Raw genomic sequence first — 17,327 nt, 5'->3', positions numbered from 1 at the left:
TCAACAGGGTCTGATCCTCCCAGAGTCATCGGCAGTGTGAATCACAGCTACGACCCAAAGGGAAGACGCTCTGCCCGGGAATCTGCCCCGGCTACCCATATTGTAAAAGAATCTAATCACGTCGGGCTCCGTTCTGTGGCGCGGGCGGAAATCGCCCCGATGCAAGCAGCTGTGCGATTTATAAGGTTCTCTGAAAAGGGCGGCGGAAGCTGACCCCTAGGCCAAAGTAGCCAGTTTGCTCTGGTTCGAACGTCCGCTTTCGGAATCGCGGCGCTCCGGCGCGAATGGCCGGAAGGGGGGCGCAAACCGGTCGTTGGTTGTGACGAAAATTATCGTCCGACTTCGGGGGTCTTGGGCCTGAGGCCCCAGCCGCCGGAGGCTCTTCTGCCATTTCCTACGCCTCCGCCAGCGTGCGCGCGCGGCGGCGGGCGACGCTGGAGCCGAGGCCCAGGGCTTCGCGGTATTTGGCGACGGTGCGCCGCGCGATGTCGAAGCCTTCGGCGGTGAGGATTTCGACGAGGCTGTCGTCGGAGAGGACGGCGGCGCCTTCGGCGGCGATGAGGCGGGCGATGCGGTCCTTGACGGCGACGGCCGAGGCGCCGCCTTCGCCGGATGCGGTGGCGGCAGAGGAGGCGACGCCCGAGGAGAAGAACCAGCGCAGCTCGAACAGGCCGCGATCGCAGGCGAGATATTTGTTGGCGGCGACGCGGCTGACGGTGGATTCGTGCATGTCGATGGCGTCGGCGATCTGGCGCAGCGTGAGGGGCTTGAGGGCGCTGACGCCGTGTTCGAAAAAGCCCGCCTGCTGGACGACGAGGGCGCTGGCGACCTTGACGATGGTGCGGGCGCGCTGATCGAGCGCCTTCAGCAGCCAGTTGGCGTCACCGAGGCATTCGTTGAGGAAGCTTCCCGTCGCCTTGCTGCCGTCGGCGGCGAGGACGGCGTGATAATCGCGGTCGATGATGAGGCGGGGGAGGGTGGCCTGGTTGAGCTCGACGCGCCAGCCCCCGTTCTTGCCGTTGCCCAGCGCGCCTGGAGCGCGGCGGATGAAGACATCGGCGACGACGGGGGCGGCGTCCTCGCCGCCGAAGCGCAGGCCGGGCTTGGGATCGTAGCGGCGGAGCTCGCGGATCATGTCCATCACGTCTTCGCGGTCGCATTCGGTGACGCGCATGAGGCCGGGGATATCGCCGCGGGCGACGAGATCGAGATTGCCGATGAGGGCGGCCATGGCGGGATCGAGGCGGTCTGCCTCCTGCGCCTGGAGGGCGATGCATTCGGCGAGGCTGCGCGCGCCGACGCCGGTGGGATCGAAACGGTGGATGCCGGTGAGGACGGCTTCGACGGTCTCGGGGGCCACGCCGAGGCGCTCCGCGACGGTTTCTAGCGGCTCGGTGAGGTAGCCGGCGTCGTCGATGAGATCGATCAGATGTTCGGCGATGGTGAGGGCGATGCCGCTGAAGGCCATGCCGGCCTGGGCGGCGAGATGGGCGTGGAGGGAGAGGCCATCTTCGCTGAGGCGATCGAGATCGAAGCCTTCGCCGTCCCCGGTGCTGCTGGCGGTGCCGCTGCTGGAGGCGCTGGTGTTGGCGAGCGCGCCCCCGCCGCCTTCGAAACCGGATTCGCCTTCATCGCGGCCGCCGGAGTCGGGGGGAGCGAGATCGAGGGGGGATTCGGCGAGGGCTGCCTGTGGCTCGCGGCCGAGCAGGGCATCGAGGCCGTCGGTTTCGGAGGGTGGAGGGGCTTCGGCTGAGGGGGTTTCGGTGGGGCCGTCGCTTTCGGCGGTGGTGAGGAGGGGGTTCTTGTCGAGCGCGTCGGAGATATAGGATTCGAGCTCGATGTTGGTGAGCGTGAGCAGCTTGATGGCGAGCTGCAGCTGCGGTGTCATCACCAGCTGCTGCGACTGCCGAAGCTCCAGCCTTGGCCCCAGCCCCATGATGTTTCAGCCGCCCCCGGCTTTGGCTGAAGCGCGGATCATAGCGCGAAATCTTCGCCCAGATAGACGCGGCGCACGGTCTCGTCGGCGACAAGGGCTTGCGGGGTGCCTTCGAAGAGCACGCGGCCATCGTAGATGATGCAGGCGCGATCGACGATTTCGAGGGTTTCGCGGACGTTGTGATCGGTGATGAGGACGCCGATGTCGCGCTCGCGGAGCTGGACGACGAGCGCGCGGATATCGGAGATGGAGATGGGATCGATGCCGGCGAAGGGCTCGTCGAGGAGCATGATCGAAGGGTTGGCAGCCAGCGCACGGGCGATTTCGCAGCGGCGGCGCTCACCGCCGGAGAGGGCCATGGCGGGGGCGGCGCGCAAGCGGGTGATGTTGAACTCGGCGAGCAGCTGCTCGAGCCGCTCGGCGCGCTGCTTCTTGTCGGGCTCGGCGACTTCGAGGACGGCGAGGATGTTCTGCTCGACGGTCATGCCGCGGAAGATGCTGGTTTCCTGCGGGAGATAGCCGAGGCCGAGGGCGGCGCGGCGGTACATGGGGAGGCCGGTGATGTCGTGGCCATCGAGGAGGATGCGGCCGGAATCGGGCATGGCGAGGCCCATGATCGAGTAGAAGCAGGTCGTCTTGCCGGCACCATTGGGGCCGAGCAGGCCGACAACTTCGCCGCGGCGGACCGAAAGCGACACGTCGCGGAGCACCACGCGCTTGTCATAGGCCTTGCCGATGCCATCGACAGAGAGACCGCGGGCCACACCTTCGAAGGGGGCAGCGTCGTGCGGCTCCAGCGCGGCGATGGGGCCGTCGTCTTCGTCCATGATGGTGGCGTCTGCCATAAAACACTGCCTCATGCGCGGCGCCCGACTGTGGCGCGAAGTTTGCATGGCCTCAATGCCAGTCTCGACCATGGTCGTGCAAGGGGACAGGCAGCCGAAATGGCTGGCGCTGGTGGCAGGTGCCCGGCAAAACGCTGCCGATGCTCGCTTCCTTCGATCCCGCCATGCTCCTGTTGCTGCTTGTGGCGGGGGTGTGGGCCGGCATCCAGAATGCGCTGGCGGGAGGTGGGTCGTTCGTCACGCTCCCGGCGCTGATCATTGCGGGGCTGGACCCTAAGCTCGCCAACATCACCAGCACCATCGCGCTGTTTCCCGGGCAGATCACCACCGGGCTTGCGGGGCGAAAGCTGGTGGCGGGGGCGGAGCGGCTTTCGTTCCGGGTGCTGGCGATCATCAGCTTTGCGGGCGGCATTGCCGGCGCGCTGCTGCTGATCATCACGCCGAGCCGGGTGTTTGCGAGCATGGTGCCGTGGCTGGTGCTGGCAGCGACCCTGGTGTTCGCCTGGTCGACGTGGGGCCGGCGCAAGCCGCAGCCGGGGGATGCGCCGATCGTGCCGCCGCCGGCCTGGGTTTCGGCGCTGATCCAGACGGTGATCGCGGTCTATGGCGGGTTTTTCGGGGGCGGGGCTGGGATCATGACGCTGGCGGCGCTGACACTGGCGCGGATGCCGGTGCGCAATGCGGCCGGCACCAAGAATGTGCTGATCTCGCTCGCCAATCTGTCGGCGGCAGTGGTGTTCGCGCTGTCGGGGGCTGTCGCCTGGGCGCATGCGCTGGTGATCGGGCTGGGGGCGATTGCGGGGGGCTATGCCGGGGCGCGGCTGCTGCATGTGCTGCCGGACAAGGTGCTGCGCGTGGGGGTGGTGGTGATCGGGGTGGGGCTGACGGTGGGGTTGTTCGTGCGGGGGTGAGGGGGAGAAGGAAGGAAGGAAGGGCGCGGCAAAGCCGCAATGCCCGCCCCGGACTTGATCCGGGGTCGGACGAGTCAAAACGGGCGGCCTGAAGGGGCCGCCCGTTTCGCTCGCCGGCCGCGCTTGCGCGAGTCGGCAAATAGCTCTGCTATTTGCGCGCCGCGCTACGCGGCAAACTGATTCATCGTATTGTGCGCGCCACCGGCCTTGAGCGCCGCCTCGCCCGCAAAATACTCCTTGTGATCATCGCCGATGTCCGACCCGGACATGTTCTGGTGCTTCACGCACGCAATCCCCTGGCGGATCTCGGCGCGCTGGACGTTCTTGACGTAGCCGAGCATGCCCGCATCGCCGAAATACTCCTTCGCCAGATTGTCCGTGGAGAGCGCTGCCGTGTGGTAGGTCGGCAGGGTGATGAGGTGGTGGAAGATGCCGGCGCGCGAGGCTGCATCGCGCTGGAAGGTGCGGATGCGCTCATCGGCTTCGGCGCCGAGCGGGGTGCCGTCGTAATCGACGCTCATCAGCTTGGGACGGTCGTACTTCGAAACGTCCTTCCCGGCGGCGACCCAGGCGTCATAGACCTGTTGGCGGAAGTTGAGCGTCCAGTTGAACGACGGACTGTTGTTGTAGACGAGCTTGGCGTTCGGGATGACCTCGCGGATACGGTCGACCATGCCGGCGATCTGCTCGATGTGGGGCTTTTCGGTCTCGATCCAGAGCAGGTCGGCGCCGTTCTGCAGGCTGGTGATGCAATCGAGGACGCAACGGTCCTCGCCCGAGCCCGCGCGGAACTGGAACAGGTTCGACGGCAGGCGCTTGGGGCGGAGCAGCTTGCCGCCGCGGTTGAGGATGACATCGCCGTTGCGGGCCGTGCTGGGGTCGATCTCCTCGCAATCGAGGAAGCTGTTGTACTGGTCGCCGAGGTCGCCGGGCTCCTTGGAGACGGCAATCTGCTTGGTGAGGCCCGCACCCAGCGAATCGGTGCGGGTGACGATGATGCCATCCTCGACGCCGAGTTCGAGGAAGGCGTAGCGGCAGGCGCGGACCTTGGCGAGAAAGTCCTCATGCGGGACGGTGACCTTGCCGTCCTGGTGGCCGCACTGCTTTTCGTCCGACACCTGGTTCTCGATCTGCAGCGCGCAGGCACCGGCTTCGATCATCTTTTTCGCGAGGAGATAGGTGGCCTCGGCGTTGCCGAAGCCGGCGTCGATATCGGCGATGATCGGCACGACATGCGTCTGATAGCCGTCGATGGCGGCCATCAGCTGCTTGGCCTTGATCTGGTCGCCATTGGCGCGCGCGGCATCGAGATCGCGGAACATAAGCCCAAGCTCGCGGGCGTCGGCCTGGCGGAGGAAGGTGTAGAGCTCCTCGATCAGCGCCGGGACGCTGGTCTTTTCGTGCATCGACTGATCGGGCAGCGGCCCGAATTCGGAGCGCAGCGCTGCGACCATCCAGCCGGAGAGATAGAGGTAGCGGCGATCGGTGGTGCCGAAGTGCTTCTTGATCGAGATCATCTTCTGCTGGCCGATGAAGCCGTGCCAGCAGCCGAGCGACTGGGTGTAGCTGGCGGGATCGGCATCATAGGCGGCCATGTCGCGGCGCATGATGGCGGCGGTGTAGCGCGCGATGTCGAGCCCGGTCTGAAAGCGGTTCTGCAGGCGCATGCGCGCTACCGATTCGGCGCTGATGCCATCCCAGGTGCCGCCGTGCCTGGCGATGAGGGCTGCAGTGGCGCTGATGTGATCCTGATAAGCCATGACTATGCTCCGAAATTCGTGTCGATGTTTGCGGCGTCGGCTTCTGTGAGCCGACGCCGCATCCTCCCCGTGATTTGGTCTTGTTCGGCGTTTCGCCGTTGCCGCGTCGATGCGCCTGGGCTAGGCGGAGGTCAACGCGAATCAGTCAAGGAAAAGTGTCAAAGCGTGGCCATTTCGCCAAAATATCGTGTCGAATTGTCAATATTTTGACAGAACTGGTGACCCTTGAGGCCGCCGAGCCGATCGCGCGCAAGCTGTTCGCCGGGGCGCGGGTGCGCGCGCTGCGGACAGCGCGGGGGCTCACACAGACGCGCATGGCGTCCGATCTCGGTGTTTCGGTGTCGTATCTCAACCTGATCGAGCGCGACCAGCGGCCATTGTCTGCCGCCTTTCTGCTCAAGCTGGCGGGCACCTATGAGCTCGACCTGCGGTCGCTGGCCGAGGGCGATGGCTCGGCACTTGGCGACGAGCTTGTGAAAATCTTCACCGACCCGCGGCTGATCGGCATCGATGTGCCGCGCGCCGATCTGCGCGAGCTGGCGGTGCGGCAGCCGGGGATTGCGCAGGCGCTGGTGCGGTTGGCCGCTGGCGCGCCGGCGGCAGCCGAAACCGGGATCACATCGGGACCGATCGCGCAGGTGCGCGGGCTCCTCGAACAGCATGGCAATCATTTTGCGGCACTCGATATGGCGGCCGAGGCGCTGGCGGACGAGCTTCGGCTGTCGGGCGGGGACCTGAATGCGGCGGTGGTCGAGCGGCTGCGCGCACGGCACAGCCTGGGCGTCCGGGTGATGCCCGTCGAGGTGATGCCGGACATGCTGCGGCGGCTCGACCTTCATGCACGCCAGCTGCAGCTTTCCGAAAGCCTCGATGCCGCGTCGCGGGGGTTTGCGGCGGCCATCCAGCTGGCGCTGATCGAGCTCAAGGCCGAGATTGCCGAAGCCGCGGCGGCGATCATCGATCCGCTGGCGCGCCGTGCGGCGGTGGTGGCGCTGGCCAAATATGCAGCAGGGGCCGTGCTGATGCCCTATGGGCGCTTTCTCGCCGCCTGCGAGGCGACCGGCTATGACGTCGAGCTGCTGCAGGCACGTTTTGGGCGCGGGCTGGAGCAGATTGCCCACCGGCTGACGACGCTCGGCCGGGCGGGGGCGCGCGGGGTGCCGTTCTTCCTGGTGCGGATCGACCGCGCCGGCACGATTTCGAAGCGCTTCGCGCCGGGGCCGTCGCCGCTGCCCAAGCCGGGGATGGGCAGTTGCGCGCTGTGGAACCTGCATGCAGCCTTTGCCAGCCCGGGACAGATGCAACGCCAGTTGATCGAGTTGGAGGACGGCCATCGCTTCCTGACGCTGGCGCGCACCGTGCGCAGCGTCGCTGTTCCTTGGGGCGCCGGCCCCTGGGGCAGCGAGCGGCCGAACTTTGCCATCGGCATCGGCACGCAGGCGCGCCATGCCGCAGCACTTGTCTGGTCTTCGGGGCTCGATCTCGGCGGTGCCGCCGTGCCGATCGGCCCCGGCTGTGCGGCCTGCCACCGCGCCGATTGCCGCCAGCGCGGCTTGCCTCCCGCTGCCGCACATCTCGCCTTCGACGAGCGGGTGCGCGGCCTCACCCCTTTCCGTTTCACCGAGGACTGACGACATGAGCATCAAGATTACCGGCGCGCTGCAACCCGGTTACGAGACGATCCTGACCGAGCCGGCACTCGCCTTCGTTGCACTGCTGCACCGGAGCTTCGAGCCGATGCGGCAGAACCTGCTGGCGGCGCGCCACGAGCGGCAGGCACAGTGGAACGGCGGCGAATCGATCGACTTCCCGCCGGAAATGTCGAGCGTGCGGGATGATCCGCACTGGCAGGTGCGCGCCGCACCTGCCGACCTCAGCGACCGCCGGGTGGAGATCACCGGGCCGTGCGACCGCAAGATGGTGATCAACGCGCTCAATTCGGGCGCGCAATGCTTCATGGCGTGCCTCGAGGATGCGTCGGCGCCGACCTGGGATGTGATGGTGCAGGGGCAGGTCAATCTGCGCGACGCCGCTGCGGGCACGATCACGCTCGAGGAGAACAAAGGTTCCGGGGGCAAGAGCTACAAGCTCAACGACAAGACCTGCACGCTGATCGCGCGGCCGCGCGGCTGGCACCTCGACGAGGCGCACATGCTGGTCGATGGCGAGCGCGTGGCGGGCGCGCTGTTCGATTTCGGGCTGTATTTCTTCCACAATGCCAAGGCGCTGCTCGCGCGCGGCTCGGGGCCTTACTTCTACCTGCCCAAGCTCGAACATTATCTGGAAGCGCGGCTGTGGAACGATGTGTTCCGGCTGGCGCAATCGGTGCTGGGGCTGCCACTCGGCACCATCCGCGCCACAGTGTTGATCGAGACGCTGCCGGGTGCCTTCATGGCCGAGGAAATCCTCTACGAACTCCGCGACCATATCACCGCGCTCAACTGCGGCCGCTGGGACTATATCTTCAGCTATATCAAGACCTTCCAGAACGATGGCTCGAAGGTGCTGCCCGACCGCGCGGCGGTGACGATGGCGAGCCCGTTCATGGCGGCCTATGCGCGCCATGTGATCCGCACCTGCCACAAGCGCGGTGCGCATGCGATGGGCGGGATGAGCGCCTTCATTCCGGTGAAGGACGATGAGGCGGCCAATGAAAAGGCCTTTGCCGCAGTGCGCGCCGACAAGGAGCGCGAGGCGAAGCTGGGGCATGATGGCACCTGGGTGGCGCACCCCGGGCTCGTCGGGCTGGCGCGCGAAGTGTTCGATGCGATCATGCCGACGCCGAACCAGCTCGGGGTGATTCCGGACGGCGTGGCAACGGCGGATGATCTGGTCACGGCGCCGCCGGGGCCGAAGTCGCGCGCCGGGCTCGACAACAACATCAATGTGGGAATCGGCTATATCGCCGCCTGGCTGCGCGGGCAGGGTGCGGTGCCGCTGCACAATCTGATGGAGGATGCCGCAACCGCCGAGATCAGCCGCACCCAGCTCTGGCAGTGGCGCATGCAGAAGGTGGTGCTCGATTCAGGCGAGCCGGTGGATGCGGCGCTGATCGGGGCGGCGGTGAAGGAGCAGCTTGGTGTGTGGAAGGGCCAGGTGGGGGACAATTTCTTTGCCACCGGCAAATATCAGGAAGCGGCGGACATCCTGCAGACGCTGATCCTGGCCGATGAACTGGCGCCGTTCCTGACCGGGCCGGCGTATGAGTTTCATTTCGCCGGCTGAGGGGACTCTTCAGCGCCGCCGTCACCCTCCCAGCGGGTGACGGCGATGGCGATGGCGAGATCGCCGGTGACGTTGACGACGGTGCGCCACATGTCCAGCAGCCGGTCGAAGGGCAGCACGAAGCCGATGACGAGCGCCGGTCGAGACGCCGATGACATCGAGCACCGCCGCCATCAGGAACAGCGAGGCGGACGGGACCGAGGCCGTGCCGATCGAGACCAGCATTGTTGTCAGTGCGATCAGGCCATAGTCGGCAAGCGACAGCGGGATGCCGAAGACCTGGGCGGCGAACACCGCGACGGCCGCCACATAAAGCCCGGTGCCATCCATGTTGATGGTGGCGCCGAGCGGCAGCACCACCGAGGCAATGGGCGCCGGCACGCCGAGCTGCTCTTGTGCGGCTTCGAGCGAGACGGGCAGGGTGGCGGCGCTCGAGCTGGTGGAAAAGGCCATGAGCTGCGGGGTGCGCGCGCCTTTCAGGAAGGCGGGGATGGGCATCCGGGCGACGAACCGGACGAGGGCGCCCTGCAGCAGCAGCATGTGCAGCGCGCCGCCGAGGAAGACGACAAGCCCGAGCTTGAGCATGCCGGTGAACGCCGCCAGCCCCTCGCTGCCGGTGACGGTGGCGACCAGCGCGAAGACGCCGAAGGGGGCGAATTCCATGACGATTCCGGTCAGCCGCAGCATGACCGCGGAGCCGGCGGTGAAGGCGCGGGTGAGCGGGGCGGCGGCTGGCCCTGCAAGCACCATCGCGGTGCCGAGCAGCACGGCGAAGAAGATGACCGCCAGCACATCGCCCGCGGCGAAGGCGGCGATGACATTTTCGGGCACGATGGCCATCATCCGCTCGCCGAGCGCCACCGGGGCAGCGGTGACGACAGCGGTGGCAGTGCCGATATCGAGGCCGATTCCCGGGCGGATGGCGAGGGCGAGGGCAAGGCCGATGAGCACCGCCCCGAAGGTGGTGGCCATGTAGAGCGTCATCGCCTTGAGCCCTATCGAGGCGAGGCGGGCGGGCGCCTCCATGCCGGTGATGCCGGCGACGAGGGTGATGAACACCAGCGGCACGATAAGCATGCGGATGAGGCGGATGAACAGATCGCCGAGCCAGCGCAGGCTTTCGGCCTGGGCGCCCAGTGCCAGCCCGGCGAGCGCGCCGAGCACCAGGGCGGCGAGGATGCGCTGCCAGAGCGGGACGGCGAGCCATTGGCGGAACAATCGGGTCATCGTCTTCCTGCGTTGCGCCGGTGGAGGACCGGGATAGCATCGGCCCTGCCGCCCCGCACCCCCTTCCGCACCCGCACCGCAGCGGCTAAAGCCGGGGGATGCACCTTCACGCCCGATTTCTCGACATCATCCAGGCCGAGCTTGCCGCCATGCAGGCGAGCGGCGACCTGCCCCAGGGGCTCGACACGCGCGGCGTGACGGTGGAGCCGCCGCGCGATGCGTCGCATGGGGATCTGGCGACCAATGCGGCGATGGTGCTGACCAAGCAGGCGAAGCGGCCGCCGCGCGAGATTGCCGTGGCGCTGGCGCAGCGGCTGTCGCGGCGGGCGGACGTGGCGACGGCCGAGGTGGCGGGGCCGGGCTTCCTCAACCTGACGCTGCGCCGCGCCGAGTGGGAGGCCGAGCTGCAGGCAATTCTGGCGGCGGGCGTCGATTATGGCCGGGGGGCAGCGAAGCCCGGGAGCCGGATCAACATCGAATATGTGTCCACCAACCCTACAGGCCCGGTGCATGTGGGGCATTGCCGGGGGGCGGTGGTGGGCGATGCGCTCGCCAGCCTGCTGGCCTTTGCCGGCAATGAGGTGACGCGCGAATATTACATCAACGACGCCGGCGGGCAGGTCGATGTGCTCGCGCGCTCGGTGCACCTGCGTTACCGCGAGGCATTGGGCGAGGCGGTGACGATTCCCGAGGGCTTTTATCCGGGGGACTATCTGGTTCCGATCGGCGAGGCGCTGGCGGCAGAGCATGGCGACCGTTTCGTGGGCGCGCCCGAAAGCGAATGGCTGAAGGATTTCCGCGGAATTGCAGTGGCGGCGATGATGGATCGCATCCGCGAGGATCTGGCGGCGCTTGCCATCAGGCAGGACGTGTATTTCTCGGAGAATTCACTGGGCCCGCGAGTGCAGGAGGCCCTCGAGGTGCTCGATGCGCGCGGGCTGATCCACCAGGGCGTGCTCGAGCGGCCGAAGGGCACCAGCGGCGAGGATTGGGAGCCGCGCCCGCAGACGCTGTTCTGCTCGACCGAGTTCGGCGATGACAGCGACCGCGCGATGAAGAAGTCCGACGGCAGCTGGACCTATTTCGCCGGCGATGTGGCGTACCATTACGACAAGCTGCAGCGGGGCTATACCGCTCTCGTCAACGTGTTCGGTGCCGACCATGCCGGCTATGTGAAGCGCATGACGGCGGCGGTGGCCGCACTTTCCGAAGGCCGGGTGCCGCTCGACATCAAGGTGGTGCAGCTGGTCAAGCTGATGAAGAATGGCGAGCCGTTCAAGATGTCCAAGCGCGCCGGCAATTTCGTGACGCTGCGCGATGTGGTCGACGAGGTGGGCAAGGATGTGGTGCGCTTCATCATGCTCACCAAGCGGCCCGAGAGCCCGCTGGAGTTCGACTTTGCCAAGGCGGTGGAGCAGACGCGCGAGAATCCGGTGTTTTATGTGCAATATGCCCATGCGCGCATCGCCTCGCTGGGGCGCAAGGCGGTGGAGGCGGGGATCGACCTGCCCGAACCGGATCTGTCGCTGCTGCTGCCCGAGGAGCTGGCAGCGGTGAAGCTGGCGGCGAGCTGGCCGCGGCTGGTGGAGCAGGCAGCCGAGGCGCGTGAACCGCACCGGATTGCCTTTTACCTGGCCGATCTGGCCGCAGCGTTCCATGCGCTGTGGAACATGGGCAATGACGATCCGGCACGGCGCTTCGTGATTGCCGATGATCCGGCCACTACGGCGGCGCGGCTGGCGCTGGCGCGGGGGCTGGGCAATGTGATCCGCTCCGCACTCGGCGTGATCGGTGTCGAAGCGGCGAGCGAGCTGCACTGATGGCGCACGACGATGATGCCCCCTGGCTGGCCGAGGCCGAACCCGGAAGCCGTGGCTCTGGCCGGGGCTCAGGCCGGAGCAATGGCCGGGGCCGCGAGCAGGGCGCGTCGCGGGCGCCGCTGATGCGGCTGATCATCGTGCTGCTGGCGGTGGCGGTGGCGGCGATCATCGCGGTCTATGTCTTTACCCGCCCCGGCCAGAGCAACGGCGACGGCTATATGGAGGCTGCACAGGCGCCGCTGATCAATGCCCTTCCCGGGCCGTTCAAGGTGAAGCCCGAGGATCCGCGCGGGCTCGATGTCGAGGGCCAGGACCAGACGCTGTATGCGGCGGGCGCCGGGATCGACGATATGAGCGACATCAACCTGGGGGCCGCACCCGAGGTGCCGATGGCGCGGCCGGGCAGCGGCGAGGCCGAGCCGGCGGCCCCGCCGCCGACGGCGCGCAACCTGCTGCCGCCGGCGATGGGCGGCGATGCGGTGGCAACACCGGCGCCCGCGCCGGCAGCAGCACCGGCAGCAGCTCCGCCAGCAGCATTGGCGCCCGCGCGCGCGGCCCCTGCTCCTGTGCCGACGATCACGGCGCCGCCACCCAGGGCGGCCCCGGCGGCGGGTGGCAAGACGGTGCAGCTCGGCGCTTTTTCGAGCCGGGCGCGTGCTGAATCCGAATGGGCGCGGCTGGCGGCACGGCACGGGATGCTGGGCTTCTCGCCGCGCTATGTGCCCACCGAACGCGGCGGGCAGACGCTGTGGCGTCTGCGTGCCAGTGGCGGCGATACGGCTGCACTGTGCGCGCGGCTGGCGGGTGCGGGGGACAGTTGCACGGTGGTGAGCGAATGATGGCCGACTTATGATTCCGGCGTTCTTCGGCCTTGAAGGGCTTACCATCTCGGAGGCCGAGCGCGCGCTGTTCCGCAGTGTCGATCCTGCCGGCTATATCCTGTTCAAGCGCAACATCGACAGCCCTGAGCAGGTGCGGGCGCTGACGGCGGCGCTGACCGACATGGCGGGGCGGCGACTGCCGATCCTCATCGACCAGGAGGGCGGGCGCGTGGCGCGGTTGCGGCCGCCGCACTGGCCCGAGTTTCCGAGCGGCCAGGCCTTTGCCGATGTGTATGAGCGCGCGCCCATCACCGCGATCGAGGCGTGCAGGCTCAATGCGCTGGCGCTGGCGGCGATGCTGCGGGACCTCGGCATCACCGTCGATTGCCTGCCGCTGCTCGATGTGCGCGACCGGGAAGGCCATGACATCATCGGCGACCGCGCGCTGGGGTTCGAGCCGATGCAGGTGGCAGCACTCGGCCGCGCCACGCTCGATGGCCTGCGGCAGGGCGGGGTGTGCGGGGTGGTGAAGCATATCCCCGGCCATGGCCGTGCTGCTGCCGACAGCCATGTCGAGCTGCCGATCGTCACCGCAAGCCGTGAGGCGCTGGAGCGCGATTTCGAACCTTTCCGCCGGCTTGCCGCCGCCCCCATGGCGATGACGGCGCATGTAACCTACACCGCACTCGATCCGCACCGCTGTGCGACGCTCTCCCCGACCGTCATCGACTTCATTCGCGAGGATATCGGCTTTTCGGGGCTGCTGATGTCCGATGATCTCGGCATGCATGCGCTCGGCAATCCGCTTTCGGGGGGCCATGCCGCGGGCTCGAACGCGCTGATGGATTTCGGCGCGCGCGCCCTCGCCAGCCTGGACGCCGGCTGCGATATCGCGCTGCATTGCTCGGGCGACATGGCGGAGATGCGCGCGATTGCCGAGGCGCTCGGGTCGATCGAAGCAGCGGCGGCGCGGCGGCTCGATGCGGCGATGGCCTGGGCGGGTGCGGGGGACAGCACGCCGGCGGCGGGCTGGGCCGATGCGCGCGACCAGTTGCTCGCTGCCGGCCTCGGACAGGCATGACCGAGCCGTTCGAGGACGGTCCCCCCCGCGCCGAGGCGCCGCCTTCGCTTGTATTGCAGCTCGGCAGCTGGGAGGGGCCGCTCGACCTGCTGCTGCAACTGGCGCGGACGCAAAAGGTCGATCTGGCGCAGATCTCGATCCTGGCGCTGGTCGAACAGTATCTCGCTTTCATTCGCGACGCGCGGGCGCTGAGCCTCGAGCTGGCGGCCGATTATCTGGTGATGGCGGCGTGGCTCGCCTATCTCAAATCCGCACTTCTGCTGCCCCCCGAGCCCGATGCCGATCCTGATCCTGCCGAGATGGCGTTGAAGCTGCAGTTCCAGCTGCAACGACTGGGTGCCATGCGCGATGCCGGGCAGAAGCTGCTGGCACGGCCGCAACTGGGGTGGGACAGTTTTCGCCGCGCTGCCCCCGAGGGGCTGAGCACCGAGACGCTGAGCCGCTTCGACACCAGCCTTTTCGACCTGATTTCGGCCTATGGCAACATCCAGGCCCGCGCCCAGCACGGGGTGCATGTCGTGCGGCGCCGGCCGGTGATGGCACTCGACGAGGCGATCGAACGGCTGGAGCGGCTGCTTGGCGCATCGCTCGATTGGGCCGAGCTGGTGCGCTACCTGCCGCGCGACCTTGCTGATGAAAGCTATGCGCGCTCGGTGCTCGCCTCAAGCTTCGTTGCCACGCTGGAGCTGGTGCGGCAGGGGCGGGCGGAGGTTTCGCAAGGGGCGGCATTTGCCCCGATTCTGATCCGGGGGCGGGCATGAGCGACACGGCACATGAGGCGCTGCGCGCGCTGGAGGCTGTGATCTTCGCGGCCGAGGCGCCGCTTGGTCTCGGCGAGCTGACCCGGCATGTGGGCGAGCGGGGGGATCTGCCCGAGCTGCTGCGCCAGCTGGCCGACTCCTACGCTCCGCGCGGAATCATCCTTGTCGAGCGCGGCGGGCGCTGGGCGTTCCAGACTGCACCCGACCTGGCGCACCATCTCCGCCCCACCCGCGAGGCGGTACGCAAGCTGAGCCGGGCCGCGGTGGAGACGCTGTCGGTTATCGCTTATCACGAGCCGGTCACGCGGCCGGAAATCGAGGAAATCCGTGGGGTTGCCGTCTCGCCCGGCACGCTCGACGTGCTGATGGAGGCGGGCTGGGTGCGGCCGGCGGGGCGGCGGGAAAGCCCGGGCCGACCGTTGCAATATGCCACCACGCCGGGGTTCCTGGCGCATTTCAACCTCGCCTCGCGGCGCGACCTGCCGGGGCTGGCGGACCTCAAGGCCGCCGGGCTGCTCGACCGTGAGCCACCGCGCGAGCTGCCGTTGCCGCTGGGAGGCCGGGAGGAATAGCTGCCGCCGCAGGGGCTCAATCCTGCCCCAGCGTCTCGCCCACCAGCCGCATGGCGTCCGCCGCCTCGATTTCCACCACCCAGAGATCGGGATCGCGCTGCCGCGCGCGGGACACCCAGCCTGCCACTGCCTCGCCGCGCGCCGCCTCCGACCAGGCATAACGCCCGCTCAGCGCCATCACCGGTGCCAGCAGCAGCTCCTCGCCGCCTTCGCGCACCACCACGGCGATGCTGCCTGCCTCCTGGTCGCCGCGGGCCAGAACCACGCCGAAGCCGCCGACGGCCTGCACAGTACGAAGCAGTGCCGAAACCTTGAGCCCCGCCGCCAGCCGCATCAAGCAGCCTGGTTTTCGCTCATCGCCGGGGAGTCGATCGCCGCAAACAGGGCATCGGCGCTGGGTGCGGCGCGCATTGCGGCAAGGATGCGCCGGTTGCGCAGCGCCCGGCTGATCCGTGCCAGCGCCTTCAGATGGTCCGCCCCCGCACCCTCGGGCGACAGCAGCATCACCACCAGATCGACCGGCTCGCCGTCGAGGGCGCCGTAATCGAGGGGTTTCGCCGGCCGCACGACCACGATCGTCACGGCATCAAGCCCGGCAAGCCGGGCATGCGGGATGGCCACCCCCTGGCCGAAGCCGGTGGTGCCGAGCGTCTCACGCTCGCGCACCCGCTCGAGGATGAAGCTGGCGGGAAGACCGGCAAGCGGCGCTGCTGCCTGCGCGCACGCAGCCAGCAGCGCCGACTTGTCACCGGCCTCCACACCAAGGAAGATTGCATCCCCGCGCAGCAGGTCGGCAAAATCTCCACCGCTCATCGCTTGCTCCAAAATCTGCCCGTCAGGCGCGTCTGGGTTCGACCCAACCGATGCTGCCATCGTCGCGACGATACACCATATTATGGTTTCCGGATGCAGAATTGACGAACAACAATGCGTTTGTGTTGCGCAAGTCCAGCATCATCACTGCATCGCTCACCGTGGCCTCCGGAATGTCCACGCGTGTCTCTGCAATAACAAGCGGATGGTCGCCCTCGGGTTCCGCTTCTTCGGACACGGCGGCAAAGATCTTGTAATCGGCATTGTCGAACTCGCTCATGATAGCCCGCTCGGCGGCCACCTGCGCGCCGGGACCGTGCCGGTCCTTCAGCCGGCGCATGTAGCGACGCAGCTGCTTGTCGATCCGTTCGGCCGCGCCATCGAAGGCGACATGCGCCTCGGCGCCGCGATTCGAGCCCTTCAGGATGAGGTCGGCCATCACATGCATCACGATATCGACCTGGAAATGCCCGTGTGGCGCCGGCTCCAGCGTGACGTGCGCGGTGAGTGCGCGCGGAAAATACTTGTCCACCATGGCCTGCAGCCGCTCGCGCACGTGCACGCCGAAGGCCGCGCCGGTATCAACCTGATGTCCTGAAATCCTGATGTCCATCACTCGTCTCCCAACGCAGGCACCGCCTGCGAGTTGATTGCGCCAGCGAAGTGTGCCGGCGCACTGCCCGCAGCCAATGGCTGCGGACTCGGGATATTGCGGCAAAATGCCTGGCTTGTCCCGCGTCTTGTCCCGCCGCGGACACGGCGGGACGCGGCAACATCATGCCAGCCAGAGCGGCTCCTTGAGCCCGGCCACAAAGGCCTGGTGCCGCGCCAGCTCATCATCGCTCGCCGCCGCATGGATCGCCACACGCGGGCCGGACGCACCCACCAGCGCAGGCGGCGGGGCACTGAAATCGAGCGGCACATCGGCTGCATCCGCCACAAGATCGAGCCCGATCTGGCGGCCGCCCATCAGCTCCACATACACGCGCGCCAGCAGCTCGGCATCGAGCAGCGCGCCATGCTTGACCCGGCCGGAAAGGTCGATGCCATAGCGGTTGCACAGCGCATCGAGCGTGTGCTTTGCGCCGGGATGCAGCTTGCGGCTGATCTCCAGCGTGTCGATCATCCGCGTGAGCGGCAGCGGCTGCCGCTTGGCACGCTTCAGCTCCCAGTTGATGAATTCCATGTCGAAGGCGGCGTTGTGCGCCACCAGAGGTGCATCGCCGATGAAGTCCAGAAACCCGTCGATCACCATTTCGAACACCGGCTGGCCGGTGAGGAAGTCGCTTGAAAGCCCGTGCACATTCTGGGCATCGCGCGGCATCGGCCGGCACGGATCGACATAGGTGTGGAATTGCCGCCCGGTCACCACCCGGCCGATCATCTCCAGCGCGCCGATCTCGACGATGCGGTGGCCATCCCCCGGCATGATCCCGGTGGTCTCGGTGTCGAAGACAATCTCGCGCATGGCGGGGGCATAGCGCAGGGGCGGCGGAAATAGAAGCCTGCGGCGGACAGGGGGCTTGGCCCCTGAACCCCATCCCTTGGACTAATC

The 17,327-nt window shown here is 67.6% G+C and carries 16 protein-coding genes and 1 pseudogene; 8 read left to right on the top strand and 9 right to left on the bottom strand.

Annotation, left to right across the window (positions count from 1 at the left end):
- Positions 1-394: 394 nt before the first annotated feature.
- Positions 395-1,936 (bottom strand): RNA polymerase factor sigma-54, encoded by a 1,542-nt coding sequence (rpoN, locus tag FHS79_RS07790; protein WP_184197882.1) that lies wholly within the window; start codon positions 1,934-1,936, stop codon positions 395-397.
- Between the two features lie 38 nt (positions 1,937-1,974).
- Entirely contained in the window at positions 1,975-2,781 is an 807-nt protein-coding gene (gene lptB / locus FHS79_RS07785) for an LPS export ABC transporter ATP-binding protein (protein WP_373289774.1), read from the bottom strand.
- A 140-nt stretch (positions 2,782-2,921) separates the two neighbouring features.
- On the opposite strand from lptB, the gene FHS79_RS07780 reads away from it, so the two are divergent.
- Positions 2,922-3,692: a sulfite exporter TauE/SafE family protein gene (locus tag FHS79_RS07780; RefSeq protein ID WP_207792264.1), complete on the top strand. Its 771-nt coding sequence runs from the start codon at positions 2,922-2,924 to the stop codon at positions 3,690-3,692.
- A 164-nt stretch (positions 3,693-3,856) separates the two neighbouring features.
- On the opposite strand, the gene FHS79_RS07775 is transcribed toward FHS79_RS07780, so the two are convergent.
- Positions 3,857-5,452 (bottom strand): isocitrate lyase, encoded by a 1,596-nt coding sequence (locus FHS79_RS07775; protein WP_184197877.1) that lies wholly within the window; start codon positions 5,450-5,452, stop codon positions 3,857-3,859.
- A 218-nt stretch (positions 5,453-5,670) separates the two neighbouring features.
- Between FHS79_RS07775 and FHS79_RS07770 the strand changes: the two genes are divergently transcribed.
- Together FHS79_RS07770 and aceB are read left to right on the top strand one after the other, a co-directional pair.
- A complete protein-coding gene (locus FHS79_RS07770) occupies positions 5,671-7,083 on the top strand; it encodes a helix-turn-helix domain-containing protein (RefSeq protein WP_341534430.1) in 1,413 nt (470 codons plus the stop codon).
- A gap of 4 nt (positions 7,084-7,087) precedes the next feature.
- On the top strand, positions 7,088-8,677 hold the full coding sequence (gene aceB / locus FHS79_RS07765; protein ID WP_184197874.1) for a malate synthase A: 1,590 nt from the start codon (positions 7,088-7,090) through the stop codon (positions 8,675-8,677).
- Here aceB and FHS79_RS19420 read toward each other — a convergent pair.
- Together FHS79_RS19420 and FHS79_RS07760 are read right to left on the bottom strand one after the other, a co-directional pair.
- Positions 8,662-8,769 (bottom strand): hypothetical protein, encoded by a 108-nt coding sequence (locus tag FHS79_RS19420; protein ID WP_373289772.1) that lies wholly within the window; start codon positions 8,767-8,769, stop codon positions 8,662-8,664. The genes aceB and FHS79_RS19420 overlap by 16 nt on opposite strands.
- Positions 8,770-8,881: 112 nt before the next feature.
- Positions 8,882-9,904: pseudogene (locus FHS79_RS07760) on the bottom strand (dicarboxylate/amino acid:cation symporter); the annotation flags it as partial.
- A 98-nt stretch (positions 9,905-10,002) separates the two neighbouring features.
- Here FHS79_RS07760 and argS point away from each other — a divergent pair.
- Genes argS through scpB form a run of 5 tightly spaced genes read left to right on the top strand, consistent with a single transcriptional unit; the run spans position 10,003 to position 14,959 of the window.
- The gene (argS, locus tag FHS79_RS07755) at positions 10,003-11,724 is read left to right on the top strand and encodes an arginine--tRNA ligase (protein WP_184197871.1); all 1,722 of its coding nucleotides are present in this window, start codon (positions 10,003-10,005) and stop codon (positions 11,722-11,724) included.
- A complete protein-coding gene (locus tag FHS79_RS07750) occupies positions 11,724-12,563 on the top strand; it encodes an SPOR domain-containing protein (RefSeq protein WP_184197868.1) in 840 nt (279 codons plus the stop codon). Before argS ends, FHS79_RS07750 begins: the two co-directional genes overlap by 1 nt.
- A 10-nt stretch (positions 12,564-12,573) precedes the next feature.
- Complete coding sequence (locus tag FHS79_RS07745; protein ID WP_184197865.1) at positions 12,574-13,626, top strand: glycoside hydrolase family 3 protein; 1,053 nt, start codon at positions 12,574-12,576, stop codon at positions 13,624-13,626.
- Positions 13,623-14,387, top strand: coding sequence for a segregation and condensation protein A (locus FHS79_RS07740; RefSeq protein ID WP_184197862.1), 765 nt, complete (start codon positions 13,623-13,625; stop codon positions 14,385-14,387). The genes FHS79_RS07745 and FHS79_RS07740 overlap by 4 nt, the downstream gene beginning before the upstream one ends.
- The gene (scpB, locus tag FHS79_RS07735; protein WP_184197859.1) at positions 14,384-14,959 is read left to right on the top strand and encodes an SMC-Scp complex subunit ScpB; all 576 of its coding nucleotides are present in this window, start codon (positions 14,384-14,386) and stop codon (positions 14,957-14,959) included. Before FHS79_RS07740 ends, scpB begins: the two co-directional genes overlap by 4 nt.
- 16 nt (positions 14,960-14,975) lie before the next feature.
- Here the strand turns inward: scpB and FHS79_RS07730 are convergent, their stop codons facing one another.
- The 4 genes from FHS79_RS07730 to dnaQ all read right to left on the bottom strand — a co-directional run bounded on the left by FHS79_RS07730 (position 14,976) and on the right by dnaQ (position 17,240).
- A complete protein-coding gene (locus FHS79_RS07730) occupies positions 14,976-15,293 on the bottom strand; it encodes a DUF1491 family protein (protein WP_184197857.1) in 318 nt (105 codons plus the stop codon).
- The gene (locus FHS79_RS07725) at positions 15,293-15,772 is read right to left on the bottom strand and encodes a PTS sugar transporter subunit IIA (RefSeq protein ID WP_184197854.1); all 480 of its coding nucleotides are present in this window, start codon (positions 15,770-15,772) and stop codon (positions 15,293-15,295) included. Before FHS79_RS07725 ends, FHS79_RS07730 begins: the two co-directional genes overlap by 1 nt.
- Before the next feature lie 22 nt (positions 15,773-15,794).
- Complete coding sequence (hpf, locus tag FHS79_RS07720; RefSeq protein ID WP_184197925.1) at positions 15,795-16,385, bottom strand: ribosome hibernation-promoting factor, HPF/YfiA family; 591 nt, start codon at positions 16,383-16,385, stop codon at positions 15,795-15,797.
- A 162-nt stretch (positions 16,386-16,547) separates the two neighbouring features.
- Positions 16,548-17,240, bottom strand: coding sequence for a DNA polymerase III subunit epsilon (gene dnaQ / locus FHS79_RS07715; RefSeq protein WP_184197849.1), 693 nt, complete (start codon positions 17,238-17,240; stop codon positions 16,548-16,550).
- Positions 17,241-17,327 lie beyond the last annotated feature (87 nt).

Origin of the sequence: Polymorphobacter multimanifer, assembly GCF_014205635.1 — a bacterium.
In the GTDB taxonomy this organism is placed as follows: Bacteria; Pseudomonadota; Alphaproteobacteria; order Sphingomonadales; family Sphingomonadaceae; genus Sandarakinorhabdus; species Sandarakinorhabdus multimanifer.
This window is presented reverse-complemented; position numbering and strand designations above follow the sequence as displayed.